Raw genomic sequence first — 24,129 nt, forward strand, 5'->3', positions numbered from 1 at the left:
AACATGATTCTATGTCCACATTCTTGTACAAATTAGGCAAGTCGGCTTATAGCAAGCCTTGGGCCTTTATCATTAGCTGGATTGTCATTCTCGGGGCTGTACTTGCGATTCTTGGGGTTAACGGCATACATGTCACGTCCGATATGAAAATCGAGGGAACAGAATCTCAGAAGGTGCTGGACAAGCTTGCAGAGGAACTGCCGGAAGCTTCCGGCGGACAGGCCAGCATCTTGTTCAAGGCGCCTCAAGGCGAACGCTTAGATACGGAGGAGCGTCTAGCCTCTATCATTGAAGCGGTGAATAAGGTCTATAACGTAGAATACGTCATTAATCCGATTGAACTGGCTGAGAAAGCCGGAGTAACAGCAGGCGATGCCGCGCAAGGAGCGGGCGCTGCTCAAGGAAGCGAAGCAGCTCAAGGGAATGCGGTGCAAGGAAGTGATGCTGCTCAAGGGAATCAGCAGGCTGCCGCTGGAGAGCTTCCTCCGTTTGGCCCGCTAATGATGAACGGAATGCCGGTGCCGGGCGTCATGCTCGCAACGGATGGCAGCGTAGCCCTGTTCCAATTCCAGTTCACCGTTCAGCAAATGTCGCTGCCGGATTCGGTGCCTGATTCCGTTATCGAAGCAGCCACAGCTGTGGAGAGCAGCGGAATTGAAGCCTTGCCGAGCGACTCGCTGATGAGCAAGCCTGCTATTGGCTCGACTGAGGCGATCGGTATTGCCGTCGCAGCTGTTGTATTGTTCATGACACTCGGTTCGGTAGTTGCAGCAGGATTGCCGTTGTTGACTGCTCTGATGGGTGTTGGCATTAGCGTAGGGGGAGCATATGCCTTCTCGAAAATGTTCCATATGACCGATCTCACACCTGTTCTGGCGCTCATGGTAGGTCTGGCTGTCGGCATCGACTACTCGCTGTTTATTGTAAACCGCCAGCGCCGGATGATTCTGGAGCAGGGAATCAGCGCGAAGGAAGCAGCGAGCAGAGCGGTAGGAACCGCGGGCAGCGCCGTCTTTTTTGCCGGGTTAACCGTAATTATTGCCCTATGCGGCATGCTTGTTATTGGAATCGGCTTCTTGTCTGCGATGGCGCTCGTAGCGGCTGTAGCGGTTCTCGTCAATGTGCTTGTCGCCTTAACCTTGCTGCCGGCGCTGCTAGCCTTGGTGGGCGAGCGGATCTGTTCGGAGAAAGCCCGCGCCAAGAGCCGGGAAGCGGCGAAGCAACCTCGCAATGGGACTGCACAGCGCTGGGTAACGACTGTGGTGAAGGGCCGCTGGGTCATTGTTTTGGGGGTTATCGTTATCCTTGGAGCGGCTGCGCTTCCAGTAGTGAAGATGGAGATGGGCATTCCTTCAGGCGCAACCGCGAACCTGGACACGGCCGCAAGACAAAGCTATGATGCGATTTCAGAGGGCTTTGGTGAAGGCTTCAACGGCCCGCTGCTCCTGGTGGCCGAGCCTCAAGAGTCTTCGGGGACGCTGGCGCCTGAGACGCTTGGCCTGTTAGTTCAAGAGCTTCAGCAGCATGAGAATGTATCAATGGTTACGCCAATGGGCTTGAATCAAACAGGCGATATGGCGATTATTAGCCTTATCCCGAAGACAGGCCCGACAGATGCGGAGACGAAGAACCTGGTGCAGGAGCTTCGCGATACGGATTCCGAGATGGCGAAGACGCATGCGATCAAGCTTGGCGTCACCGGATTTACGGCGATTAACATTGACATGTCGTCGAGATTGGCGGAGGTATTCCCGCTGTACGTGGGCATTATCGTCATTCTCTCTCTTATTATTTTGCTGCTCGTATTCCGCTCCATTATTGTTCCGGTCAAAGCGACTGTCGGATTCCTTCTCAGTATTCTGGCTACGTTCGGAGTAACGACGGCTGTGTTCCAATGGGGCTGGCTGCACGATCTCTTCGGCTTCGACACGGGTGGTCCTCTGCTGAGCTTTATGCCAATTATGGTTACTGGTATTTTGTACGGACTGGCGATGGATTATCAGGTGTTCCTGGTTAGCTCCATGCGTGAATCTTATGTTCACGGACAACGCGGAAGAGCAAGCGTCATTCATGGATACGATCAAGCGAGCCGAGTTGTTGTAGCGGCAGCTATCATCATGGTATCTGTGTTTGCAGGATTTATCTTTGCTCATGATATTATGATTAAGCAAATTGGGTTTGCTCTGGCAATTGGCATTCTGATTGACGCATTCATTATCCGGATGGCGCTCGTTCCTGCAGTCATGGCTATCTTCGGTGACAAGGCCTGGTGGCTGCCGAAATGGCTGGACCGCATGCTGCCGAACCTGGATGTCGAAGGCGACAAGCTGATCGCTGAACTGAAAATCCAGGAAGAAGGCTTGGCCAAAGTGGCGTCGGTACCGAGTCGCTCCCGCTAATCCAAGACCTGCGAATCAAATGTAATACAAGTCCAAAGAAAAAACACCTTCAAAGCTGGCTGCCAGTCTGATGACGAGGCATCAGGCGCTTGAAGGTGTTTTTGCGTTAGCTGCACATGGACTGCTTGAGGGAATTACTTTCTTCCGAAATCCGCTTTGATCTCGCCCCAGACTTCGGTATTCCATTTCAGCACTTTATTGTCATACGTGTTGGACTGAAGCCATCTTATTGCCCGGTCGGCCAGCAGCCATATTTCCTTTGTGGAATCATCCCGGACAAGACTGGAGCTGATGCTTTTCTTTTTGAGCCAGCTTAGCGCGGTCTTGGAATCGGAATAAACCGTCTGCTTGCTTCCCTTTTGCTTCAGATAAGCCAGTCCGTGGACAATCGCAATGAACTCCCCGATATTATTCGTCCCTTTTGCGATAGGGCCATGATAGAAGAGAATCTCGCCTGTTTGAGTATGTACACCCTTGTACTCCACAATGCCCGGATTGCCGCTGCAGCCGACATCGACGCTGATGCTGTCCCAATCGATGTCTTCAACCGCATCCGGTGCGATTAGTACAGGCTTCTTCTTGACGGGCTTATCTGTGCTCTTCTGCCCCCAGTGCAGCCGCCATCCATCCCGGTAGGCTTGTTCAGCCTCCTCACGAGAGCCGAATGATTTATATTTCGCATCTGTGAAGTGATTCGTCTGCTCCTGGCATTCTGCCCAAGTCGTATAGATGCCCGGCTTGTGGCCTGCCCATACGACATAAACCTTTTGTTTTGCCACTAGGTCACCTTCTCGATTCATAATTCGCAAAGGATACAATTCGATAGCCGACTGCTTAGTTCCTTCTATGGTTTCTAACCAGCGACGCAGATCAAGCCGGTGTTAAGGATCACGGACTGCTGGAATCTTCGTACATAGACCCTTGTAGACAGTCTTTGGGGAAGATGCTTACCTCAGTCTCTTTGATAAGGCCTGTTTCTTGCGAGATGTATGAATTAGACAAGGGACGACAGAAAGTCAAGAACATGATGATTGAATTCCTCCGGCTCCTCGACAAATGGAAAATGGCCGCAGCCCGGCATCGTAATTATTGTTGAGTTTGCGATTTTGGCATGAGCAGCATTCGCAGTGCGGATGTTGTAGGGATGATCCTGCCCGGGAACGATAATCAGAGTCGCGATAGGTAGTTCATGCAATCGACCGAATGCATAAGGCTTCGCAGCAAGTGATAGCTTTGGCGAGAAACGGCAGAAGTTGCGGCTGTTGCTCATATTTTGAACAACCCTTTGCCGTGCTTCTTTCTTGGCGTATGCGGGAAAGCAATATTGCCAGAATGGATTGGCCAAGAATTGTGCAATAGCTTGCTCACGCCCTCTTAGGCGAACATGAATAAAGTTTTTGATGCCTTGCCACATCAAGGAGGGAGGATAGCTGTTGCCATGAATCGAAGGCGCGACTAGAATCAGTGCCTTTACCAGCTCCGGATAGGCAAGCGAGAAGTCTACCGCAACGCTGCCGCCGGATGACGAGCCTATTAAAGTGACGTTGCTCAATCCTAAAATGTCCACGAGCGCTTTTAAATCTTTTACATTGGAAAATGACGCAGTTGGAGTGCTTGATTGGCCATATCCCCGCAGATCATAGCGTATGCACTGATAGTGTGAGGAAAGCACGGAAGCTTGCTCATCCCAGATGCTGTGATCATTAAAATTCCCGTGAATCATCATAACGGGATCGCCGACTCCGGCAACCGTATAGAAAATGCGCCCTCCGCTTACCTTGACATATTGTTCGCTCATCGATAAGGCCCCCTTTACAATAAATCGGCATTGCTCAGGTTGTCCTCGATAATCGCTCTGATCACTTCGGATAGGGAGTAATCGCCCCTATGGCAGTAGCGGTCAATTTCCTCCCAGCAGGCTTGCGGCAAGGTTAATGAGATTTTGCGCGTCATGCCGATGGGCTTCCGGCCAGCCCCATTTCGATAGCCGCCCTTCGTGCTTGTCATAGATCCCGTATCTTTGCTATTTATTATTTTTTCCATATCATCACCCTGCAATGATCATTCCATATGATGACCGGGCAGTCAATTCATGCTACCTAAATCAAAACGATAGCTCTAGTGATCGGATGTTCCGTAATCTTTGATCGTTATTTTCACCTCGCAATGGATGGGGACCTCGCTAAAGGTTTGATCCCAATCATGCTTGACCTTTTCCCACACACGAGGATATTCGATTCGCAACCGGTTGCCGAATCCGGATACGTCTGCTTGGTACTTATGTTGAATTTTATGGAGTACGTTTTTGACTAAACGCTCGACCTCTTTTTCAGAAGCCTGCTCCGTTCTTTTCAAGTATCCATTTTCCAATTCCTTCTCCGAAGCATCCCAATGCTCAGCAATCCTTCCTTCGGACTCGATGATGACATCGAATGAAATGCGGTCCCCATCAACTTTAGATGTAATGACGCTCTTCATGGACAGAATTTCGTATACAATAGGCAGGCCAGTTGCTTCATCAAAACCTCTCACCAAACCGCCTTTTCCTTTTCCGGATAACCACGTTAAGCCCTCTAATTCTTCTTCATTCAAAAAACCGCTCAGTTTGTTTGACTTCCCTTTAATAACGGCAGCGCCTGTAAATTTGATCTCCCCTTTCATCGAGCTCACGCTTTGCAATAAAAAGCTGGCTCCTGAATTCAGCTTGCCTTGGATTTTGGTAAGTGTCATAGGGGGCAAGATTTTGGTCGTTCTGTCATGGCCTTGTGTCATCTCGATGAGTTGAAAGGCTGGAATATCAATGGGGTTCTTCGATTCTAGTGTACGGCTTGCCCGGTCTCTAGCGATCAGGATGAGTCCGCTTGGTCTCATCTCTTGCTCCCTGATAAAGAAGTCAAGCGTCTGTTGCAGATTCAAGGAACGTGCAAGATTTTCTCCAATGACAAGTACTTTTGAATGTTCAGCAAAAGCACGCTTGTCGAATCTCAATATCATATTGCGTAAGGTAGGAAGGGCAGCATCGCCTGTCTCCGAAATGTTTATGTATGCTTTTTGATACGTTTTGCCTTCTTTTATACCTGTACCAATGGTCTCTGAGGTTAGAAATTGATTCGTTACGGTAAGTAGACTTCGGCTATGCTCGGGGTCTTTCTTTTCCAAATCCAATGAAGTGCCTACAATGATCCCTAAATTCTCGATTTCTTTGCTGCTCCAGCAGCCTGCAAGAGGCAGAAAGATAAGAATGGCCAGTGTGCACAACAGCAATCGCAGTAGCTGATTATTCATGCTTTTCCACCCTTCAGTTTCGATAGGAGGAGCAGGATCAGGGGCAATACAGCAAACAAAAGCAACGCGACGTTGCCGACGATGTCCCCCATGCTAAATAGGTCATTAATGTTTTTGGGCGTCATGGCAATCACATATATAACAGGCATTAAACCATATATAAAAGGATGTATGTCCTTGTTGAAAAGTTGTGATAGACCTAGAGCAGCAGCATAGTAGGTTATCGTAAATGTAGTGAATATTTGCATGATCCATATCACAAGCAAAAAAGACTCAAACCGTTCAAAAATCAAACCGGGGATCTCAAAGCCTCGCATAAGCTCAAGCGTAGGCCAAGTTCTCGTGGTCACTCCATCGATCGATAAGGCTCCTATCACCATGACGACAGTTATGACGTAGAAGACCATGGGGACGGCTACCCCAATCAGAACGACCTTTACAGCTCTCTCCGGCTTTTTCATAATCGCGACAAGGATCAGCATGATTTCCGAGCCTAGAAAAGCGAGTGCAGTTGTTTTAATCCCTTTTAACATAGGTGCAATTCCCAATCCTAATACGGGACGGAGATTATTGAACTCAAAGATGCCTAAGCTTAAAAAGGCCACGAGTAAAAAGATGATGATCGTCACAGGGAAGATCATTTCGAACAGTCGGGCGAGCGGAGTTATTCCGCCTATGATGAGATACAGACCTATCCACATAAAGGGCATGATGATCGCCCAGGTGGGAGTTCCCTCCAGCAGAAAAAAGCCGGTTACTTCGGCCATTGTTCTGACTTCATATGCGGAGATGGTGAAGAAGTAAGCGACAATTAGCATACTAAGCAGTCCGCCTACCCACTTCCCTACAATTTCTCCGCTATATTGATAAAAGGTTCTTTCGGGATACCGTTGGTTTAATTTCACGATAATGACCCCTGCGATCATGGCGATCAGACCGCCGATAATCACGCTGATCCACACATCCGGTGTTTTTACCTTCTCGACAGATGTCCGAGGCAGAGTAAGGATCCCAGCTGCAAGAATATAGTTGACGAGTATTACGGCTGCTTGCGAATTCGAAATTTGATCCTTTGAATTACCGCTCATAGCTAGTCAATTTCCCTTCGTAATGAGCTATTTTTTGCGTGAGGCGATTTTCACAGGCATCCGATTCATCGCTTTGCGCTTCATCTTCATAAGAGGCATACGAATGACATTGGCTGTCCAATTATTCAATCGATCGGGCATGATCGGACTGACATAAGGTACGCCAAAGCTCTTCAGCTTCACCAAATGGCTGCAAAGGAACAGGGCAAACAGAACAACCCCATATAATCCAAACACTGCCGCGAAAAACATAGCGGGGAAACGGAGCAAGCGCAGCGAAATCCCGGCGCTATATTGAGGAATGGCAAAGGATGAAATAGCGGTTAACGCTACTACAATCACCATAATGGGACTGACGATTCCCGCTTGTACGGCCGCTTCCCCGATGACAAGGCCGCCCACAATGCCAATCGTTGGGCCAATTGGCTTCGGCAAGCGCAGTCCGGCTTCCCGCAAAATTTCGATGGTTACTTCCATGATCAGCGCTTCTATAATTGCAGGAAAAGGAACGCCATCCCTTGTGCCCATAATGGATAAGGCTAGCTTGGTTGGGATCATGCCCTGATGAAAGGAGACAAATGAAATATACAAGGAGGGTCCAAATAGCGAAATAGCTGCCGCCAGATAACGCAATAGACGGAAGAGAAAACTGGGCAGCCAGCGTTCATAGTAGTCCTCCGGTGAATGCAGCATCATACTAAAGGTAACTGGGACAATCAAAGCGAAAGGTGTCCCATCTAATAGAATCGCCACTCTCCCTTCCATCAAGGCGCTGAATACACGGTCAGGACGCTCTGTATTCTGCACTTGTGTGAAAGGACTCAGATAGTTATCTTCGATCAGCTGCTCGACATAGCCGGATTCCGGTACATCATCCACATCTATTTTTTTGATTCTTTTCTTCACTTCTTCGATTAAATCAGGATCGGCAATATCTTTGATATAAGCAATGACCAGTTCTTTTTTTGTACGTTGCCCGACTTGAAACTTGATGAAGGATAAGTTGGCATTTTCACCTTGCTGTCGCAGAAGGGCAGTATTATCACATAATGTTTCTGTGAAGCCTAACCGCGGACCTCTAACCAACGCTTCCGATACCGGTTCTTCAATAGGGCGCGATTTTGCCTTAGTTGTACCAAGAACGAGCGCATTCGGGACGCCATGAATGAGCAATGCGGTTGATCCGGTCAATACCTTGGCAGACAGATTATGGATGATGCGCTCCTCTGCCAATTCACCAATGGAGAGGACTTGGTTGGTGATTAATTCCTTGGAGACTGTTCCGTTCGCAACATTCACCATTAATGCTCTAATAATGTGTTTGTCGATAAGCTCTCGATCCGACAGTCCTTCTACAAATATGATGGCAGCACAAACATCTGTGCCTCCTATGTAAAACTCTCTAAAGTGCACATCCGAGTTATGACCAATTTTGTTTTTCACAAGTTCAAGATCTATGGTAATGTCACCAGTAAAAGAGTCAGGATCTAAGTTTTGTTTCATCTTTGATGTCCGCCATTTCATGTTCTTCCTTTGAATTGCTAATCCATTTGTATAATCTTGAAATCAAATACGGAATTAAAAATGCGATGAAGCCCTGCATAAAAACAGTCCATTCCGGTAAGTAGAACACTGCCTGTTTCCACATTGTCATCACCCTATTACACCAATCATCATGTATTCTTTTATGACTCCATTATGATCTATGCAACTCCGATTTAAACTTCCTTCGCGTTAATCTGTATAGGGAGCGAGCTTTCATCCTGTACATATTACGACATCAATTGCAGATCGCTAATTCGCTGGAACTAAGGGGCAAGGATAAGGAGTAGTTCCAGGTGCTCTGTATATAAATTCCATTTTTAGTTATAACCAATATAGGCGATGGATGCGATTCGGCTGAACGGTGATGAACTAGGTAGCCGGATTTCCGGTCCTATCTCCGAAAACATTGTACCGGAGGGATTTTCATGTCAAGAGCAACGCAAGAGCTGCAATCAATTCCGTTTCGTCATTTGATTGGAGCGCCGCTGACTGCTGTTGTGCAAGCGCAGGCGCAGGCTGCACAGACAACTATCGAGTTTATCGAGAGAGTCGGCTTTACCCCGGATGCCAGCGATCCGACCAAGCTGGGCAAGACACGGACCGTCAAGTTCGAGTACAACAAGGTCAGCGAGAATGGCACGCTGAGGGATGCATCGCTTGAAGTTCCGGTGCTTTCGATCGTTCCGATTCCGTTTATCCGCATCGAAAGTACGGAGATTAATTTTACGGCCAAAATTACGGAAACGGAGACGATCGACGTCAAGACTTCGACTGCCATAGGGATCGAGACCAAAGCGGCATATTCCAGCTGGCTGTCGCCGGTTCGCGTCGAGTTCCGGGCGAACTTCAGCTACAATCACAACTCGCATAATGCCTCCAGCTTCAATAAGGAATATCAGATGAACGTGAATGTACGCGCCGTACAAGACGACTTGCCAGCAGGGCTTGCTAAGGTTCTTCAAATCTTGGAAACCTCAATTACGGAGAAAACGACGTCGCCGAGTAGTTAATCGGACTAACAGGAGTGAACGATAGTGGATTTGAAAACGGTAATTGGGGGTATTCTCGGATCGGTGGCGGAGGCGAGAAGCTTATCCGACCGCGTTTCGCGAGAACTAGCGGTGCTGTATGAGAAGGACCCGCTCATGCGCGCCTTTCCCGTTCCCCGCGTTGAAATCGACAATATCGATTTCGATTTAAAATTTGTCCTGCAAAGCGAGCCTGACACGATGCTGCAGGTCGAGCCATCCCGTGCCCATGATCTCGTCAAGCTGACGGCATCCCGTGTCCGCAGCGCTGTCACGACAGCCATTCCCGAGCGGAAGCTGAGCACTCAGCTAGCCTTTCCCCGTACGAGGGACTATGAGCTGATCGGAATGATCGTCGAGGAGACGACACTGAACTTGATTCTGGGGCCTACAGCATTGGCGGTCAATACGCCGCCTGACGACTCAGTCCAAGTGCAGACGTTCGATGTGCTGGAATGTGCAAGCCGAATTGCCAAGGCATTGGAGGAACGCAATCTCGCGACGATTAAGTCTGACGGAGTGGCAGAGCGAATCGCCGGGCTGCTGGCGCCGATCCAGAAGCAGCATGAGGAGGAGGTGGCATCGCTGCGCGAAGCCTTGCCCTCACCAGGGCTGCGAATGAACGCCTTGTTCGCATACAAGGACCTGGTAGAATTGCCGCCGTCTGTGTTGTCGACGATTAAGCTGACGGTCAACGTACGCAATTACGAGTGGACACAGGTCGGCGAGCAAGATGGCGAACCGGTTCGCAAGCTCGTTCCGCAGTGATGATGAGAGGGAGCTGTGGCTATGACAATTGACCGAACGTTCCTTATGCTTAGCGGAGGTCCCGGCCTGAAGAACCCGAAGGATAAGGAGCATGATCAAAGCTGGGCCAATTATGTTCAGTACCCGCTCAATATCGCACGTTCGAAGCTTTTTCCCGTGGAGCGGAATGAGCAGGTGGTCTGGGTCATTTACAAACCGGCATATGAGAAGCGCTGGAGTGATGATCTGAAGAAGAAGGCTTCCTCCACGACTGAACTCAAGGATAAAGGATTCACATCCTATGTCGACATGCTGGAGAAGAGGGCCAAGACATACGGTTGGATCTTGAAATGGATCAGCAAGAATAGCGAGTTTTGGAGTATCATACGCACACTTGGCACCAAACCGGTGAGCCGATTCTGGTACTTCGGCCATGCCCAAAACGACTTATGGTTGACGTTGGAGCACAACTCTCTGAATGAGGCTGTCATGCCGTCAGATGGAGGAGCTGTGGTTTGGAGCTCGGATATTAGCGTGGGTTTGAAGCCTTATATTTTGGGAGATCAGAAGTCATACAAGCCGAACACGGCAACGAAAATATTTGGGTGCAGAACGGCCTCATTCGCTAATCTATGGGCAACAACGTTCAAGGTATACGCAGAAGGCGCTGTAGGAACCTTGAAGTACGATGAGTTTCTGAAATCGATCAATAATCACCAAAATAACGCGGCCGGATGCACATGGGTCAAATACAAGCCGGATGGGAAGGTCATGTAGATGGAACTTTCAACGGGTACGATTACGGCTAACCTGGAGCGCATAGGGGAAGGACTGCGCACGATGCGCGGTAATTTTCAGGACGCTGGTTTTCAGGAAGCGGTAGTCAGCTATAGGCAAATGAAGCAGGTGCTGCTGCAACAGCGTCTGCTGAGCTTATCGAGTCAGGATCCGAAGCTGAGGGAGCAATGGCAAGCCGTCCATCGCGAGACAGAAGAAATCGCAGGCCTGCTTCAGCCGTTCTTGTCCGTCATGGAAGAGATCGGACGGGTCGCCGCGATGAACAGCATCAGCGAGCAGCCGGAAGAAGCGGCGGGCAGTGGAGCATAAATAACAGAGGAGCAATAAACGAGGCAGCGCATGAATTGCGCTGCCTCGTATTTTTTATTTGACGGTTAGTCAAGCTAAGTGTGACTATTCTTCCATGAATGCTTCCGTGAGCAGATTTCGACACCAGACATTTGCGCTTACACGAATCCATTCATGAGCTTATTTGTATTCAAATTGAAACGAATTTTTTATTGTGATGTTACTTAATATCTGTTAACCTTAAATTAAGTAACATTATTCGGAGGGGTTCTCTGTGCAATTTGTTAATCCGATTCGGGACTTGAAAACCATTCAAGCGATGAAAGAAGAGTTGAGAAAACACTCTATAAGGGACCTGTTGCTATTTGTACTGGGAATTAACACGGGGATTAGTCTCCTTGATTTACTGAACCTTACGGTACAGGACGTTTGGGATGATAAGAACCCGAAACAGTTTCTTTATATTAAGGATGAAAAGACGGGGGAAGAAAAGGCTCATTACTTAAACAGCAAGGTCGGGGAGATCCTAACCGAGTATTTATCTAACACCAATTGGAAATCGGACGATTTTTTGTTTAAATCCAAAAAGGATTGTCGTCCCATTACCCGTCAGCAGGCATATCGAATTATTAACCACTCGGCAAGGGAGGTAGGAATATCTGAGAAAATCGGGACCCATACACTGAGAAAGACATTTGGTTACCATGCGTATTACAGGGGAGTGGCCATCTCCATCCTGAAATCGATTTTTCATCATCATTCCACGGCAGAAACACTTAAGTATTTGGGGATCGACAGGGTTGAGAAGAAACCAATTAAAGTAGATGTCAATTTGTAGATGATTCCTGTGTGGAAAAGATAAAAAAACTCTCCGCATGGAACATGCGGAGAGGGTTCGTTCTTCATTGACTATTATTGGGCAGAGTCGTCTAGACCCATCGCTGTAGAAATATCTACGTTTTTTAATTCGGTGACGATCCCGTCACTAACGAGCACGTGTAAAGTTGCGGCATCCTTCATAAAGCGGAAAATTCCGTTATCGAAATCTGTATCGACTTCTTTGAAGAAAATGCCCTCATATTCGGTTTGTTTTTCGTGATTGAAGCTTAGCTTATAATGATCCCCATCTTTGACCAAATAAGCACGAACTCCCTTTTCATAAATACCTTCTTCATCCCGAATATAACGGGCAACGGAAACAATATGCAGATCGACAAATGGGATCTCGCGTACTAAGGAATTAATGATAGATCCCTTCGTAATTTGTTCCCACCGGCTGTGCGCCGTCTGACCAAGAATGATCTGTGTAATGCTGTTATCTCTGGCTACTTCTGCAATGACTTTAGAGACAGGGCGGCTTTCATTGTCCTTCATAATAAACTTAGCCGTTGCATGAGAGTGGGCATATTCTTTCCATTGTTCGATATAGAATAATTTCTCGGCATCCAGCTCGTCGAATGGCTTGGGATCAATGGTCAATATATATAGCGGAGATTTCATCATATTAGCGATTGCACAACCGCGTTTGATTAGTCTTTCGCCATTGGGACCATAATAAACGCAAACAAGAATGCTTTCATTATACACATTATTCATTTTAACTATTTCACCTCAATACCACTTAGTAGGTCTCGATTAAACTATGTAAGACTATAGTAGATGTTACACGAAGAGTCAATACGTTGATAAGGAAGCGGAAGTCATGAATAAGGAGGAGTACGCTTGGCTATTTTCTATACGTTTGTTTTTCTCCCGTTGATCATTGCAATACTTGTACCCTTACTATATAAGTATTTGAATCGCTTCGTACATACGGGATGGTTCGTTTTACTTGTACCACTATCTATTTTTGTCTATTTGTTGCGGTATATACCTGACGTTGCGTCTGGAAACACATATAAATACACATTGTCCTGGATTCCGTCCCTCGATATGAATATGACCTCCTACGTAGATGGGCTCAGCCTGTTGTTCGGTCTGCTCATCAGCGGTATCGGTACTTTGGTCATTATTTACTCCATTTTTTACATGTCCAAGGCTCGCGAGGCTCTCCATAGCTTCTATGTCTACTTGCTCATGTTTATGGGCGCCATGCTGGGGTTGGTATTCTCGGATCATCTCTTAGTCCTGTACGGGTTCTGGGAGTTAACCAGCGTCTCTTCTTTCTTATTAATATCCTATTGGTACGAGCGTAAGAGTTCTCGCCAAGGCGCCTTAAAGGCGCTGCTCATTACTGTCCTTGGCGGGTTCGGCATGTTAGCCGGGTTTATTATGCTGATCATGATGGCGGATACGTACAGCATTCGGGAGATGATCGCCAACCTGGAGGCCATCCAAAGCCATGCGTTGTTTATTCCTGCCATGCTATGTGTGTTGCTCGGTGCATTTACGAAATCTGCGCAATTTCCGTTCGGTATTTGGCTGCCGGACGCGATGGAGGCGCCAACCCCGGTGAGCAGCTATCTCCACTCGGCTACGATGGTCAAGGCTGGCATTTATTTGGTGGCTCGTATGACGCCGCTTTTCGGAGGCAGCTCCGTATGGTTCTGGCTTGTGGCCGGGATTGGTCTCGTTACCCTGCTTTATGGTTCTTTGACTGCCCTGAGACAGACGGATCTTAAGGCTATGTTAGCTTATTCTACAATTAGCCAATTGGGACTGATCATGTGCCTGCTTGGGGTCGGTTCCTTAGCGATTTATTTTGGACCTGGCGATAGTGGTACTGTCTTTACGGTAGCTACATTTGCCGCCTTATTCCATCTGTTTAATCACTCGACCTTCAAAGGCAGTTTGTTTATGGTTGTAGGGATTATTGACCATGAGACAGGCCGGCGTGATATTCGCTATTTAGGCGGTTTGATGCAAGTGATGCCGATCACGTTCACGATCGCTGTGATTGGCGGCTTTTCTATGGCGGGATTACCGCCGTTTAACGGTTTTTTGAGTAAGGAAATGTTTTTTGCAGCGGTGAATGACGTATCCGGGGCCGGTATTTTCGGTTTAAGCAACATCGGTATCCTGTTCCCGATCATTGCCTGGGTAGCCAGCATATTGACGTTCGTCTACTGCATGGTTTTTGTATTCAAAACCTTTGGCGGAACCTATCGCCCTGAAAAGCTGACGCGAAAAGTGCATGAAGCGCCTTGGGGCATGCTGTTTTCTCCAGCCGTCTTGGGCTTGCTTGTTATACTCATTTTCTTCTTTCCGAATGTACTCGGAAAATATATTCTCACTCCGGCATTAACCGCTATATTGCCTACGATTCCGATATCTCCATACGACCTGAAAATTAGCGCATGGCATGAGCTGAATATGGAGCTCGTGATGACGATCGGTGTCATTGTTGTCGGCATCCTTCTCTTCAAAACCAAGAAGCGGTGGATTCAGGTCTTGCGAAATTACACGCAGGGATTAACGTTAAATCAGCTGTACAATCAGGGCTTGGCAGGTACGGAGAAGCTCTCGGCATCTCTGACGAATCGGTATATGACAGGCTCGCTCAGACATTATCTCATCTACATTTTTTCTTTCTTTGTCATCGTATTGCTAAGTTCGCTTCTGCTGCTCCATGGTATTCAGTTCGATTTCTCCAATAATGCAGTCATCAGTATTTTTGATGCGGGGCTTGTGCTTGCAATGGTGATTGCCGCACTTACTGTCTTATTGGCCGGCAATCGAATCATGGCTATTGTTGCACTAGGGGCGTTAGGCTATATGGTTTCCATGTTCTTTGTCATCTTTAGGGCGCCTGACCTGGCTTTGACGCAAATGGTGGTGGAGACGGTGACAACGGTTCTGTTCCTGCTATGCTTCTACCATTTGCCGAAGCTAAAGAAAAGGATCGAACGTATTCCTTTCAAGCTGACAAATCTGATGATTTCGATCGCGATGGGTTTAACGGTGACCCTGCTCGGATTGTCCGCGAATGGACATAAATTATTTGAACCGATTTCATTGTTTTTTGAAAATGCCTATGAGCTGGCGGGCGCCAAAAATATTGTCAACGCGATATTAGTGGACTTCCGCGGTTTCGACACCATGCTGGAGATATCCGTGCTCGCCATTGCTGGGCTAGGTGTGTATATCTTGGTTCATCAGCGTTCCAAAAGGAGGGAACAACATGAAAACGAATGATGTGATATTGAAAAGTGTAACTCGAGTGGCAGCCGTGATCATATCGACCTTTTCGATTTATTTATTTATGAATGGTCACCATAATCCGGGAGGAGGATTCATTGGGGGACTTAGTACGGCATCCGCTATTGTCCTGCTGTTCCTTTCTTTTGGAATCGAGAAGGTAAGGGAAAATATACGAGTCGATTTCAAAAAGCTTGCGGCGGTCGGCGTGTTGATTGCGCTTGGAACCGGAATGGCAGGCGTCGTATTTGGCCAACCTTTTTTAACCCAGGCCTTTGGCTATTATGACCTCCCTATATTTGGCAATACCGAGCTTGCGTCTGCTTTGATTTTTGATACCGGAGTCGCTCTGGCTGTTATAGGCACCGCAGTCAATATTATTCTAAGCATAAGTGAGGACCGCTAATATGGAGACACTCATGGTCATACTTGTCGGTATTTTAGTATCTATTGGAACCTATTTGATTCTATCTAAGCAGCTGCTGCGGATTGTGCTCGGATTATCGATTGTGAGTCATGCGGTCAATTTGTTGATCATGACTTCCGGTAGACTGAAGATAGGGACCGCCCCTCTGCTGGGAGAGAAAGCCGCGGGCTTTGCGGATGCTATTCCTCAAGCCTTAATATTAACTGCGATCGTCATTAATTTTGCCGTGACAGCGGTAGTACTCGTTTTATGTTACCGCTCCTATCAGAGCTTCGGGACGGATGACATGGAGCAATTAAGGGGAAATGAGCATGAATAATTTGTTGATTGCGCCGATTATCATTCCTCTGTTGATTGGAATGGTCCTCATTATATTCCAGAAAAATATACTCCTTCAGCGGATTCTTAGTTTGGTCGCTTTGTTAGCTACCATTGTCATTGCGGTTCTATTGATGAATCAGATCAGAGATGCCGGTATTCAAACCTTACAGCTGGGCGGTTGGGAAGCGCCTTACGGCATTAGTTTAGTGGGTGACATGTTCAGTGCTTTGCTGCTCTTGGCCACCTCTATTGTCGCAGTAGGCTGCCTGATCTATGCCTTTTCATCGATTGGCCGAAGGCAAGAAAAACTTTATTTCTATCCGTTATTTTTGTTTTTGATTACAGGCGTCAATGGTTCGTTCTTGACAGGGGATTTGTTTAACTTATATGTCTGTTTTGAAGTATTTCTGGTTGCTTCGTATGTGCTGATCACAATGGGGGGAGCCAAGAGGCAGCTTCGCGAGTCGCTGAAGTATATTTTTACGAACATTATTGCATCGGCGTTTTTCTTAATCGGCGTTGCCTATTTATATTCGATGACGGGCACATTGAACCTCGCCCATTTGTCGATCCGGATTGCAGAGATTGGCCAGGACGGGTTAATAACCACTGTCGCATTATTATTCCTGATCGTCTTCGCCATGAAGGCGGGATTATTGCTTTATTTCTGGCTACCCGGGTCATATAGCGTACCGCCAACGGCAATCGCTGCTATTTTCGCGGCGTTGCTCACTAAGGTAGGGATCTATGCCATTTTCAGAATGTTTACACTCATCTTCTATCATGAACCGCAGATTACCCATATGATTATCGGGATATTAGCCGCCATTACGATGATTTTAGGCGCACTCGGAGCGAGCGGTTATTCGGATTTGAGAAAAATATTAACTTACAATGTGATCATAAGTGTCGGATTTATTATGGCTGGACTTGTCTCATTAACAACTGCCGGCATAGAGGGCTCCATTTATTATTTGATTCACGACATACTGATCAAGGCGATTGTATTTATGATTGGAGGAACGATTGTTCATCTCACGGGAACAAGCGATTTGAAAAATATTAGCGGCTTGATTCGGCTTCACCCCCAATTAGGCTGGATGTTCTTCATCGCAGCTTTGTCTATGGTTGGAATTCCTCCGTTAAGCGGTTTTCTTGGCAAAGTATTTACGACACAAGGCGTCTTTGAAGCAGGGTATTACTGGCTAGGTGTAATCGGACTGGTGGCCAGCTTGTTCATTCTGTATTCGATGACCAAGCTGTTTATGAACGCTTTTTGGGGTGAAACGATTCTGAGTGTAGAGGAGGAGAAGGGGACGACGAAAGGCTTGTTGTTTCCGATCGCTCTATTGACGGTGGCTAGTGTTGCCCTGGGAATCGGCGCTGAGGCGATTACGGGTTATGTGGCTCAAGCTGCAGAGGAATTGCTGAATCCAAATTTATATATTCAGGCCGTGTTTGAATAAAGGGGGGAACAGCCATGCCCGTTCAGGTGCTACTCAACATATTCATTGCTTACTTGTGGATGTTTCTGCAAGAGGAAATGACCATATTAAACTTTATTAGCGGTTACTTAGTCGGTCTGATTATTTTACTGTGTATCCGCCGCTTCTTTAATAAACGGTTTTATCTATTTACGCTAGCCGCAATCGGCAAGCTGTTCATTCTTTTTATCCATGAGTTGAATACTTCCGCGGTGGCGGTCATGAAGCATGTACTCCGTCCTAAAATTGATGTCAAGCCAGGCATTTTCAAGGTAGAAACGGATTTGGAGGGCGATTTGGAAATTACGCTCCTATCCTTATTAATTTGCTTAACGCCAGGCTCGGTCGTCATGGAGGTCACCCCTGATTCAAAGGTGCTGTACATTCACGGACTGAACATGCCCGAATCCAAGGAATCGGTATTAAAATCAAAATCTGTTTTTGAAAAAGCGATAAAGGATGTGACGAGAAAATGATATTTGAGACGGTGTTGATCATTGCATTAGGTATATTAATGCTGTCCATCCTGGCCAATTTATATCGGGTTGTAAAAGGGCCGTCCAGTGCGGACCGAGTTCAAGCGCTGGATTCCGTCGGGATAAATCTGATCGCCAGTATTGCCGTATTCTCCGTGCTGCTGCACACTCATGCCTTTTTTGATCTTATATTATTGATCGGAATATTGTCATTTATTGGAACTATTGCCTTTGCCAGATTTATTGAAAGAGGTGTTGTGATTGAGCGGAAGCGGTGAAGTAATCGGGGCGATCCTCATACTCATTGGCGCTATCTTCAGCTTGATCAGCGCGATTGGGAATGTGCGTTTGCCTGATGTGTACACAAGATCCCATGCTGCATCCAAAAGTTCTACGCTTGGCGTGCTGTGCGCGCTCGTTGGAACCTTGCTGTATTTTATCATTTCCGACGGTTTCTTCAGCATCCGCCTCATCCTGGGAATCTTCTTCGTATTTTTAACAGCTCCAGTGGCTGCCCATGTGATCTGTCGGGCCGCTTACCGACACAAGGTGCCGTTAACAGAGGAGAGCGCCCAAGATGAATTGAAGGATTATTATAGAGAGAATGAGATCCGGGAGTCAGAAGATAAGGCCAGCTTTGTAATGGATCAAGGTAAATGAAGAAAACGATCTAATTGACACTAGATAGGATGAGAGGGTATCCATATGGGTGCTCTTTTTTTCGCAGTCATACGTATCCCTCGATCCCATGAATACCAGGGGTACTCCAGCTTTTATTCCTCTATTGGCGGATCCATATGCAATTCCGCATCCGGCGCAGTTTGAACCCAGCGGGTGAAGACAACCTCTAGTCCTGACCTTGTTGGGGCGCAGAAGAAAGGTCCGGCTTGCTTGCCTTCAGGATAGGGGAAGCGGGCTACGCGGATCGTTCGCCAGCCCTCAGACCCGGAGCGGGCTCTTAGAATGACCGCATCCTTCATGCGAGAAGCGCGAATGGTCACTTCTTGTCCTGCCCAATCGGATACGGGAGCCAGTGACCAGTCTGAATAGCCGTCGGTGACGACGACAGCAAGATGAGGGACGCCATCGTTAATCTCGACACCAGCTTTGATCCATTGCTCTTGGCCGTACCACAGCATGAGACCAGCCTGATCATACAGCTCGGTGAACGAATCGAGCCGGAACGTTACTTCAACGGCATGGCTATCCTCCCAAGGAACAAGCAACGCATGACCGTTGCGATGTTCGAACTCATACAGCGTTTTCTCCCAATAGTCGCTCCCGTTCTCGGCTACAGCTTTCAAGCAGCCATCTTCGACGCTGACCGATACAGGTTTGGTTGTCCATGACCCTTGATTCCATGGAATGCCCTTTGTATCCATCTCTCTTCACTCCTTCATGAGTTTACCGAATAGGGTATACCCTCATGCTAGAGCATCCTTCCAGCTGTTGTCAAACCCGTCCATTTCCTGCATAGATGAAATCACGACGGGCATTTGGTATGCTAGGTATGCAGCTTTTATTGGGATGAATAAGCATAGACATCTAGAGGGATGAGACAGACAGGAAGGGGAATAACCATGGATACATTCGAACAACAATTAAATAAATATGCGGAGCTGGTCGTCAGAGTAGGCGTGAACATTCAGACCGGACAGGTGCTGATTGTCCATGCCCCGATTGAGACGGCTGAGCTTACGAGACGGATCGTCGCCAAAGCGTATGCGGCAGGAGCCAAATACGTCATCGTAGAATGGGATGATGATGCCGTTACCCGCGCGCGGTATGAGCATGCATCGGATGATTCCTTCGACTACTACCCGCAGTGGCAGGCGGACAGCATGGTTCACTTTGCGGAAGAGGGCGGAGCCATTCTACATATTAAAGTGCCGAATCCGGAGCTGTTCCAAGGCATCGATTCCTCCAAGGTTTCGAGAGCGGTCAAGGCGGCAGCTGTCGCACGCAAGGAATATTCGACGTATACGCGCAACAGCAAGATCAGCTGGTCGCTGATCAAAGCGCCTACCCGGGCATGGGCGAACAAAGTATTCGCCGATCTGCCGGAGGAACAGCGTGTGGATGCGATGTGGGAAGCGGTATTCCGCATGGCCCGTGTCCATACAGAAGATCCGATCGCCGCTTGGCATGATCATATTGCGCAATTGAAGAAGAGCCAGAACCGTCTGAATGAGAAAAGGTACAAGAGCTTCCATTACCGCGCTCCGGGCACGGATATCCGTGTGGAGCTGCCGGAAGGCCATATCTGGCGCGGCGGCGGCGGGGAGAATGAGAAAGGCGTCTATTTCGTCGCCAATATGCCGACTGAAGAAGTCTATACCATGCCACACCGCTTGGGTGTGAACGGAACAGTGAAGAGCACGCTGCCGCTTAACTTGAACGGCCGTCTGGTGGAGGGGATTACCTTCACATTCAAGGATGGCAAGGTCGTGGCATATGATGCGGAGTCGGGTAAAGAGCATCTTACTTCGCTGTTGGAGACGGATGAGGGAGCCGCATATCTGGGGGAAATCGCCCTGGTTCCGCATGATTCGCCGATCTCGAACATGAACCGGGTGTTCTACAATACGGGGATCGACGAGAATGCCTCCTGCCACTTTGCGCTGGGCAGCGCTTATCCGGTCAACCTGGAGGGCGGCACGAAGCTGTCCAATGAACAGCTGGTAGAGCGCGGGGCGAACGTCAGCCTGACGCATGTGGATTTTATGATCGGCTGCGCAGACCTTGATATCGATGGAGAGCTGCCGGACGGCACGATCGAGCCAGTCTTCCGGAAAGGGAATTGGGCTTAATTGCACGTAAAACGCAAAGAAACCGTCAGAACGGTGAACGGTATCTCCAGATGGGGATGCCGTTCACGCAGCTGACGGTTTCTTCTTTATTTAAGTATTAAATGAAACGTGCATATGTCGTTAAATCAGCAAGCGAGCCGCTATGCGAATATCGGATAATGTAGGTCCCTTGCGTGAAATTTGTATTGAAGTTAATCGTGTAGCTGACGACATTCGGATTCGAGAAGATATTCGAACGGCTGCTCTCGACCAGGACTTCCGTTCCGCCTGTTACGCGATAGACATTCGCAAAGATGACCCCTGCGGCAGGCGAGCCGCTGAAGTAGGCAGAGCCCGTAATGAGCAGCGTGCCTTGGCCCGTTACCGTATCCGTGTGGTTAAGCGGAACCGAAGCGCTTGCGACAGCAGAAGTCATGAAGAGCATAATAACGGTAGTGAGCAGGATGGCGACCTTTTTCAATTTCATTCATCTTCCTTTCAGAGTGGGAGATAGGCAGAAGGCGTACTTCTCCAGGTGCTCGAATGCTGGCCAGCGTTCTGTTTGGTTGTGAAAACCCTTCTGCGTTCCATTATACTTAGCGTACAAGTTGAATATGTGAGTATTTTAGTTATTGCATGTAATAATAATTTTTGGTCTTTATAAGATTGATTTTTTTGTGAAAAATTGATCTGTCCAATGGGAAATCCAGCTTCCATTAGCTAGAAGTAATGAGAAAAGTGAATCCTTTTGCCCCCAAATCAGGTACTATTAGAACAAGGGATAACAATGTTGGAGGAGGGATTCGTCTATGGGCATCCTGTCCAGATTTAAAACGATTATGTCGAGCAATGTGAATGCCAGCCTGAATCGGTCTGAGGATCCGGCGAAGGCATTGAATGAATATATGAGGAGCCTGAATTCGGATTTGGGCAAAGTGAAAGCGGAGATGGCTTCGATGGTGGCGGATGAGAGCAGGGCGAGAAGAGAGCTTGATGAATGCCAAGCCGAGATTCGAAAGCTGCAGCGCTATGCGGAGAAGATGGTGCAGGATGGCAGGGATGATGAAGCTCTGCGGTTCCTTGAGATGAAGGCGGCGGAAGCGAAGAAGGAGATATCCTTGCAATCCGCTTACGACCAAGCAGCGGCCAATGTGAAGCAGATGAGACAGCTGCAGGACAAATTATCTGCCGACGTTGGAGCGATTGAAGCGCGCGTGCTCGAAGCGAAGGGACGGTTGGCTGCCTCACAATCCCGGCAGAACATGAACGGGGCGTCATTAGGCGCTCTGGAGGAAAAAGCGGAGCAGGCGTATTACGAAGCGTTGGCGATCGCAGAGCTGCATAAGGATGAAAGCAGCGATCTGGACGAGCGTTTCGCCGAACTGGAGAGAAGCAAGGCAGAAAGCCCCGCGGATGAGCTGGCTGAGCTTAAGAATAAGCAAAACAATCGAGATTGATGATCATGACATCAGGCAGGTGAGGGAATTGGCAGTAGTAGACTACAAATGCCCGAGTTGCGGCGGGGAAATGGCATTTGACAGCGCATCGGGCATGCTGTCCTGCGGGAGCTGCGGAAGAAAGGACAATATCGAGCAATATACGGACGCACCACGCTCTTCGGTACTCGCTCAAGGCGAGATGAAGGAATACCAATGCAATAGCTGCGGCGCTGTCATTGTGACCGAGCCGGAGACTACGGCAACCATGTGCAGCTTCTGTAATTCAAGCGTCGTACTGATTGACCGGATGGCAGGCAAATTTGCCCCGTCCAAAGTTATTCCATTTGCTATTAGCAAAGCTGAAGCACAGAAGGCGTTCAAGAAATGGTGCAAGAACGGACGTCTGACGCCAGGCAGCTTCATGCGTGCGAACCGGATCAAAGGCATAACGGGCCTGTACGTCCCGTTCTGGCTGTATGATCTGCACAGCGATGTTGAAGTGCGGGCGCATGGCACGAAAGTAAGAACTTACACTAGTGGCGACTATATCTATACGGAGACGCAGCATTTTGATGTCTACCGGGATATCGTACTGGACTATGTGAGAGTGCCGGTGGACGGGTCGGAGAAGATGAATGACGAGCTGATGGATAAGCTGGAGCCGTTCCCGTACGACCAGCTGAAGGACTTCAAGACGCCTTATCTGGCTGGATACATCGCAGAGAAATACAATTACGACGACCACCAGCTGATGCCACGGGCGCAGCATAAGGTAGACGGATTCATTGATTCCTATGTACGTTCGACCATGTCGCACTATCATACGGTTACGTATAAGAGCAAGGATGTCGACACGACCGCGCGCAAGGCGGAGCACGTGCTGCTGCCGGTATGGGTATTCCATTATGATTACGATCGAAAGAGATACACATTTGCGATGAATGGCCAAACGGGCAAAGTGGTCGGCAACCCGCCGATCAGCAAAGGCAAAATGGCAATGTGGTTCACGGGAATCTTCCTGGCATCCCTGATTTCGGTGAAGTTTGTTTCCTTGGCGATGGGAGGCGGTTTCTGGTGATGAAAGGAAGACGATGGACAGGAACTGCTATGCTCATTGCCATGCTTGTCGTCTTAGTCTCGCCATTCTTATCGTCCGCCGCGTATGCGGCTGAGCCGAAGCGGATGATCTACGACGAAGCCAAGCTGCTTGATGCGGATGACAGACAGCTGCTTGAAAATGCCGCAGCGAGGTATGCACAAAAGCGTGAAACGGACTTTATTGTCTATACGACGAATAATGAGCAGAACGTCGATGTGGTGAAGCTAACTCAGGATTTCTACGATAAGCAGCAATTCGGGTATGATAAGCCCCATGGCAACGCGGTTATCCTGACGATGGATATGAAGAACAGGGAGATCTATCTTGCAGGTTTCTACAAAGCGAAGACGCTTCTGGATGACGGCAGGCTGGACAAAATTCGCAATAAAATCACACCGAAATTAACGGAAGGCAACTATTTCTCGGCTTTTTCGGATTATCAGGATACAGCGTATCGTTACATGGGATTTAAGCCTGGCGTTAACCCGGATAACATTGTATTCAATGGCTGGTTCCAGCTAGCGGTTGCTTTCTTCATCGCATTTTTCATTGTATGGGGAATGAAGGCGGGTGCAGGCGGACGCGTCACCATCAATGCCGGAACGTATGCGAATGCTGGAACGTCGGGCATTATCGGTAAGCACGACAACTACCTGCGCACGACGGTCACGAAGAAGCGGATACCGAAACCGACCAATACCAGCGGTGGTGGCGGGGGTGGCGGACGGACTTCGGGGGGCCATTCGCACAGCGGCAGCAGAGGATCATTTTAATCTAGA

The 24,129-nt window shown here is 48.2% G+C and carries 26 protein-coding genes; 17 read left to right on the forward strand and 9 right to left on the reverse strand.

Features of this window, described 5'->3' with window-relative positions:
• Positions 1 to 11 precede the first annotated feature (11 nt).
• Positions 12 to 2,399 carry an MMPL family transporter gene (locus D3P07_RS23970; protein ID WP_119803082.1) on the forward strand — a complete coding sequence of 796 codons (2,388 nt, stop codon included), beginning with the start codon at positions 12 to 14 and terminating at the stop codon, positions 2,397 to 2,399.
• A gap of 134 nt (positions 2,400 to 2,533) precedes the next feature.
• On the opposite strand, the gene rnhA is transcribed toward D3P07_RS23970, so the two are convergent.
• The 6 genes from rnhA to D3P07_RS24000 form a co-directional block, all read right to left on the reverse strand.
• Complete coding sequence (gene rnhA / locus D3P07_RS23975; protein WP_119803084.1) at positions 2,534 to 3,178, reverse strand: ribonuclease H; 645 nt, start codon at positions 3,176 to 3,178, stop codon at positions 2,534 to 2,536.
• A 215-nt stretch (positions 3,179 to 3,393) separates the two neighbouring features.
• On the reverse strand, positions 3,394 to 4,197 hold the full coding sequence (locus D3P07_RS23980; protein ID WP_119803086.1) for an alpha/beta fold hydrolase: 804 nt from the start codon (positions 4,195 to 4,197) through the stop codon (positions 3,394 to 3,396).
• Positions 4,198 to 4,211: 14 nt separating this feature from the next.
• The gene (locus tag D3P07_RS23985; RefSeq protein WP_119803088.1) at positions 4,212 to 4,442 is read right to left on the reverse strand and encodes a ribbon-helix-helix domain-containing protein; all 231 of its coding nucleotides are present in this window, start codon (positions 4,440 to 4,442) and stop codon (positions 4,212 to 4,214) included.
• Positions 4,443 to 4,517: 75 nt separating this feature from the next.
• On the reverse strand, positions 4,518 to 5,684 hold the full coding sequence (locus D3P07_RS23990) for a Ger(x)C family spore germination protein (RefSeq protein WP_119803090.1): 1,167 nt from the start codon (positions 5,682 to 5,684) through the stop codon (positions 4,518 to 4,520).
• Positions 5,681 to 6,772: a spore germination protein gene (locus D3P07_RS23995; RefSeq protein ID WP_119803092.1), complete on the reverse strand. Its 1,092-nt coding sequence runs from the start codon at positions 6,770 to 6,772 to the stop codon at positions 5,681 to 5,683. Before D3P07_RS23995 ends, D3P07_RS23990 begins: the two co-directional genes overlap by 4 nt.
• Positions 6,773 to 6,799: 27 nt before the next feature.
• Entirely contained in the window at positions 6,800 to 8,275 is a 1,476-nt protein-coding gene (locus tag D3P07_RS24000; RefSeq protein WP_259391678.1) for a spore germination protein, read from the reverse strand.
• A gap of 467 nt (positions 8,276 to 8,742) precedes the next feature.
• Between D3P07_RS24000 and D3P07_RS24005 the strand changes: the two genes are divergently transcribed.
• The 5 genes from D3P07_RS24005 to D3P07_RS24025 all read left to right on the forward strand — a co-directional run bounded on the left by D3P07_RS24005 (position 8,743) and on the right by D3P07_RS24025 (position 12,016).
• Positions 8,743 to 9,327 carry a DUF2589 domain-containing protein gene (locus D3P07_RS24005; protein ID WP_119803096.1) on the forward strand — a complete coding sequence of 195 codons (585 nt, stop codon included), beginning with the start codon at positions 8,743 to 8,745 and terminating at the stop codon, positions 9,325 to 9,327.
• A 24-nt stretch (positions 9,328 to 9,351) separates the two neighbouring features.
• Positions 9,352 to 10,113, forward strand: a complete 762-nt coding sequence (locus tag D3P07_RS24010; protein WP_119803098.1) for a hypothetical protein — start codon at positions 9,352 to 9,354, stop codon at positions 10,111 to 10,113.
• Between the two features lie 21 nt (positions 10,114 to 10,134).
• Entirely contained in the window at positions 10,135 to 10,869 is a 735-nt protein-coding gene (locus tag D3P07_RS24015) for a hypothetical protein (RefSeq protein ID WP_119803100.1), read from the forward strand.
• Positions 10,870 to 11,199: a hypothetical protein gene (locus D3P07_RS24020; protein WP_119803102.1), complete on the forward strand. Its 330-nt coding sequence runs from the start codon at positions 10,870 to 10,872 to the stop codon at positions 11,197 to 11,199.
• 253 nt (positions 11,200 to 11,452) lie between these two features.
• Positions 11,453 to 12,016 carry a tyrosine-type recombinase/integrase gene (locus D3P07_RS24025; RefSeq protein ID WP_119803104.1) on the forward strand — a complete coding sequence of 188 codons (564 nt, stop codon included), beginning with the start codon at positions 11,453 to 11,455 and terminating at the stop codon, positions 12,014 to 12,016.
• Positions 12,017 to 12,090: 74 nt separating this feature from the next.
• On the opposite strand, the gene D3P07_RS24030 is transcribed toward D3P07_RS24025, so the two are convergent.
• Positions 12,091 to 12,774, reverse strand: coding sequence for a universal stress protein (locus tag D3P07_RS24030; protein ID WP_119803106.1), 684 nt, complete (start codon positions 12,772 to 12,774; stop codon positions 12,091 to 12,093).
• 126 nt (positions 12,775 to 12,900) lie between these two features.
• Between D3P07_RS24030 and D3P07_RS24035 the strand changes: the two genes are divergently transcribed.
• Genes D3P07_RS24035 through D3P07_RS24065 form a run of 7 tightly spaced genes read left to right on the forward strand, consistent with a single transcriptional unit; the run spans position 12,901 to position 18,683 of the window.
• A complete protein-coding gene (locus tag D3P07_RS24035; protein ID WP_119803108.1) occupies positions 12,901 to 15,312 on the forward strand; it encodes a Na+/H+ antiporter subunit A in 2,412 nt (803 codons plus the stop codon).
• Complete coding sequence (locus D3P07_RS24040) at positions 15,299 to 15,721, forward strand: Na(+)/H(+) antiporter subunit B (RefSeq protein WP_119803110.1); 423 nt, start codon at positions 15,299 to 15,301, stop codon at positions 15,719 to 15,721. The genes D3P07_RS24035 and D3P07_RS24040 overlap by 14 nt, the downstream gene beginning before the upstream one ends.
• Position 15,722: 1 nt before the next feature.
• Positions 15,723 to 16,061, forward strand: a complete 339-nt coding sequence (locus tag D3P07_RS24045; RefSeq protein ID WP_119803112.1) for a Na(+)/H(+) antiporter subunit C — start codon at positions 15,723 to 15,725, stop codon at positions 16,059 to 16,061.
• Positions 16,054 to 17,529: a Na+/H+ antiporter subunit D gene (locus tag D3P07_RS24050; protein ID WP_119803114.1), complete on the forward strand. Its 1,476-nt coding sequence runs from the start codon at positions 16,054 to 16,056 to the stop codon at positions 17,527 to 17,529. The genes D3P07_RS24045 and D3P07_RS24050 overlap by 8 nt, the downstream gene beginning before the upstream one ends.
• 14 nt (positions 17,530 to 17,543) lie before the next feature.
• A complete protein-coding gene (locus D3P07_RS24055; protein WP_119803116.1) occupies positions 17,544 to 18,023 on the forward strand; it encodes a Na+/H+ antiporter subunit E in 480 nt (159 codons plus the stop codon).
• A complete protein-coding gene (locus D3P07_RS24060; RefSeq protein ID WP_119803118.1) occupies positions 18,020 to 18,301 on the forward strand; it encodes a Na(+)/H(+) antiporter subunit F1 in 282 nt (93 codons plus the stop codon). Before D3P07_RS24055 ends, D3P07_RS24060 begins: the two co-directional genes overlap by 4 nt.
• Positions 18,285 to 18,683 (forward strand): Na+/H+ antiporter subunit G, encoded by a 399-nt coding sequence (locus D3P07_RS24065; RefSeq protein WP_119803120.1) that lies wholly within the window; start codon positions 18,285 to 18,287, stop codon positions 18,681 to 18,683. The genes D3P07_RS24060 and D3P07_RS24065 overlap by 17 nt, the downstream gene beginning before the upstream one ends.
• 113 nt (positions 18,684 to 18,796) lie before the next feature.
• Here D3P07_RS24065 and D3P07_RS24070 read toward each other — a convergent pair whose 3' ends face one another.
• Positions 18,797 to 19,405 (reverse strand): DUF1349 domain-containing protein, encoded by a 609-nt coding sequence (locus D3P07_RS24070; protein WP_119803122.1) that lies wholly within the window; start codon positions 19,403 to 19,405, stop codon positions 18,797 to 18,799.
• Positions 19,406 to 19,603: 198 nt separating this feature from the next.
• On the opposite strand from D3P07_RS24070, the gene D3P07_RS24075 reads away from it, so the two are divergent.
• Positions 19,604 to 20,833 (forward strand): aminopeptidase, encoded by a 1,230-nt coding sequence (locus D3P07_RS24075; RefSeq protein WP_119803124.1) that lies wholly within the window; start codon positions 19,604 to 19,606, stop codon positions 20,831 to 20,833.
• A gap of 97 nt (positions 20,834 to 20,930) precedes the next feature.
• Here the strand turns inward: D3P07_RS24075 and D3P07_RS24080 are convergent, their stop codons facing one another.
• Entirely contained in the window at positions 20,931 to 21,299 is a 369-nt protein-coding gene (locus tag D3P07_RS24080; protein ID WP_119803126.1) for a hypothetical protein, read from the reverse strand.
• A 322-nt stretch (positions 21,300 to 21,621) separates the two neighbouring features.
• Between D3P07_RS24080 and D3P07_RS24085 the strand changes: the two genes are divergently transcribed.
• The 3 genes from D3P07_RS24085 to D3P07_RS24095 are packed head-to-tail and all read left to right on the forward strand — an operon-like array spanning position 21,622 to position 24,123.
• Positions 21,622 to 22,269, forward strand: a complete 648-nt coding sequence (locus D3P07_RS24085; RefSeq protein ID WP_119803128.1) for a PspA/IM30 family protein — start codon at positions 21,622 to 21,624, stop codon at positions 22,267 to 22,269.
• 28 nt (positions 22,270 to 22,297) lie between these two features.
• Entirely contained in the window at positions 22,298 to 23,329 is a 1,032-nt protein-coding gene (locus D3P07_RS24090; protein ID WP_119803300.1) for a TFIIB-type zinc ribbon-containing protein, read from the forward strand.
• Positions 23,329 to 24,123 (forward strand): TPM domain-containing protein, encoded by a 795-nt coding sequence (locus D3P07_RS24095; protein ID WP_259391682.1) that lies wholly within the window; start codon positions 23,329 to 23,331, stop codon positions 24,121 to 24,123. Before D3P07_RS24090 ends, D3P07_RS24095 begins: the two co-directional genes overlap by 1 nt.
• Positions 24,124 to 24,129 lie beyond the last annotated feature (6 nt).

The sequence above is a fragment of the Paenibacillus sp. 1011MAR3C5 genome (assembly GCF_003591485.1).
GTDB lineage: Bacteria > Bacillota > Bacilli > Paenibacillales > Paenibacillaceae > Pristimantibacillus.

Bases quoted from the DNA above. Each gene is read 5' to 3' on its own strand.
- D3P07_RS23970 (WP_119803082.1), top strand. From the start codon at position 12: ATGTCCACATTCTTGTACAAATTAGGCAAGTCGGCTTATAGCAAGCCT.
- D3P07_RS23980 (WP_119803086.1), bottom strand. From the start codon at position 4,197: ATGAGCGAACAATATGTCAAGGTAAGCGGAGGGCGCATTTTCTATACG.
- D3P07_RS23985 (WP_119803088.1), bottom strand. From the start codon at position 4,442: ATGGAAAAAATAATAAATAGCAAAGATACGGGATCTATGACAAGCACG.
- D3P07_RS23990 (WP_119803090.1), bottom strand. From the start codon at position 5,684: ATGAATAATCAGCTACTGCGATTGCTGTTGTGCACACTGGCCATTCTT.
- D3P07_RS23995 (WP_119803092.1), bottom strand. From the start codon at position 6,772: ATGAGCGGTAATTCAAAGGATCAAATTTCGAATTCGCAAGCAGCCGTA.
- D3P07_RS24000 (WP_259391678.1), bottom strand. From the start codon at position 8,275: ATGAAACAAAACTTAGATCCTGACTCTTTTACTGGTGACATTACCATA.
- D3P07_RS24005 (WP_119803096.1), top strand. From the start codon at position 8,743: ATGTCAAGAGCAACGCAAGAGCTGCAATCAATTCCGTTTCGTCATTTG.
- D3P07_RS24015 (WP_119803100.1), top strand. From the start codon at position 10,135: ATGACAATTGACCGAACGTTCCTTATGCTTAGCGGAGGTCCCGGCCTG.
- D3P07_RS24020 (WP_119803102.1), top strand. From the start codon at position 10,870: ATGGAACTTTCAACGGGTACGATTACGGCTAACCTGGAGCGCATAGGG.
- D3P07_RS24030 (WP_119803106.1), bottom strand. From the start codon at position 12,774: ATGAATAATGTGTATAATGAAAGCATTCTTGTTTGCGTTTATTATGGT.
- D3P07_RS24040 (WP_119803110.1), top strand. From the start codon at position 15,299: ATGAAAACGAATGATGTGATATTGAAAAGTGTAACTCGAGTGGCAGCC.
- D3P07_RS24045 (WP_119803112.1), top strand. From the start codon at position 15,723: ATGGAGACACTCATGGTCATACTTGTCGGTATTTTAGTATCTATTGGA.
- D3P07_RS24050 (WP_119803114.1), top strand. From the start codon at position 16,054: ATGAATAATTTGTTGATTGCGCCGATTATCATTCCTCTGTTGATTGGA.
- D3P07_RS24055 (WP_119803116.1), top strand. From the start codon at position 17,544: ATGCCCGTTCAGGTGCTACTCAACATATTCATTGCTTACTTGTGGATG.
- D3P07_RS24060 (WP_119803118.1), top strand. From the start codon at position 18,020: ATGATATTTGAGACGGTGTTGATCATTGCATTAGGTATATTAATGCTG.
- D3P07_RS24070 (WP_119803122.1), bottom strand. From the start codon at position 19,405: ATGGATACAAAGGGCATTCCATGGAATCAAGGGTCATGGACAACCAAA.
- D3P07_RS24075 (WP_119803124.1), top strand. From the start codon at position 19,604: ATGGATACATTCGAACAACAATTAAATAAATATGCGGAGCTGGTCGTC.
- D3P07_RS24080 (WP_119803126.1), bottom strand. From the start codon at position 21,299: ATGAAATTGAAAAAGGTCGCCATCCTGCTCACTACCGTTATTATGCTC.
- D3P07_RS24085 (WP_119803128.1), top strand. From the start codon at position 21,622: ATGGGCATCCTGTCCAGATTTAAAACGATTATGTCGAGCAATGTGAAT.
- D3P07_RS24095 (WP_259391682.1), top strand. From the start codon at position 23,329: ATGAAAGGAAGACGATGGACAGGAACTGCTATGCTCATTGCCATGCTT.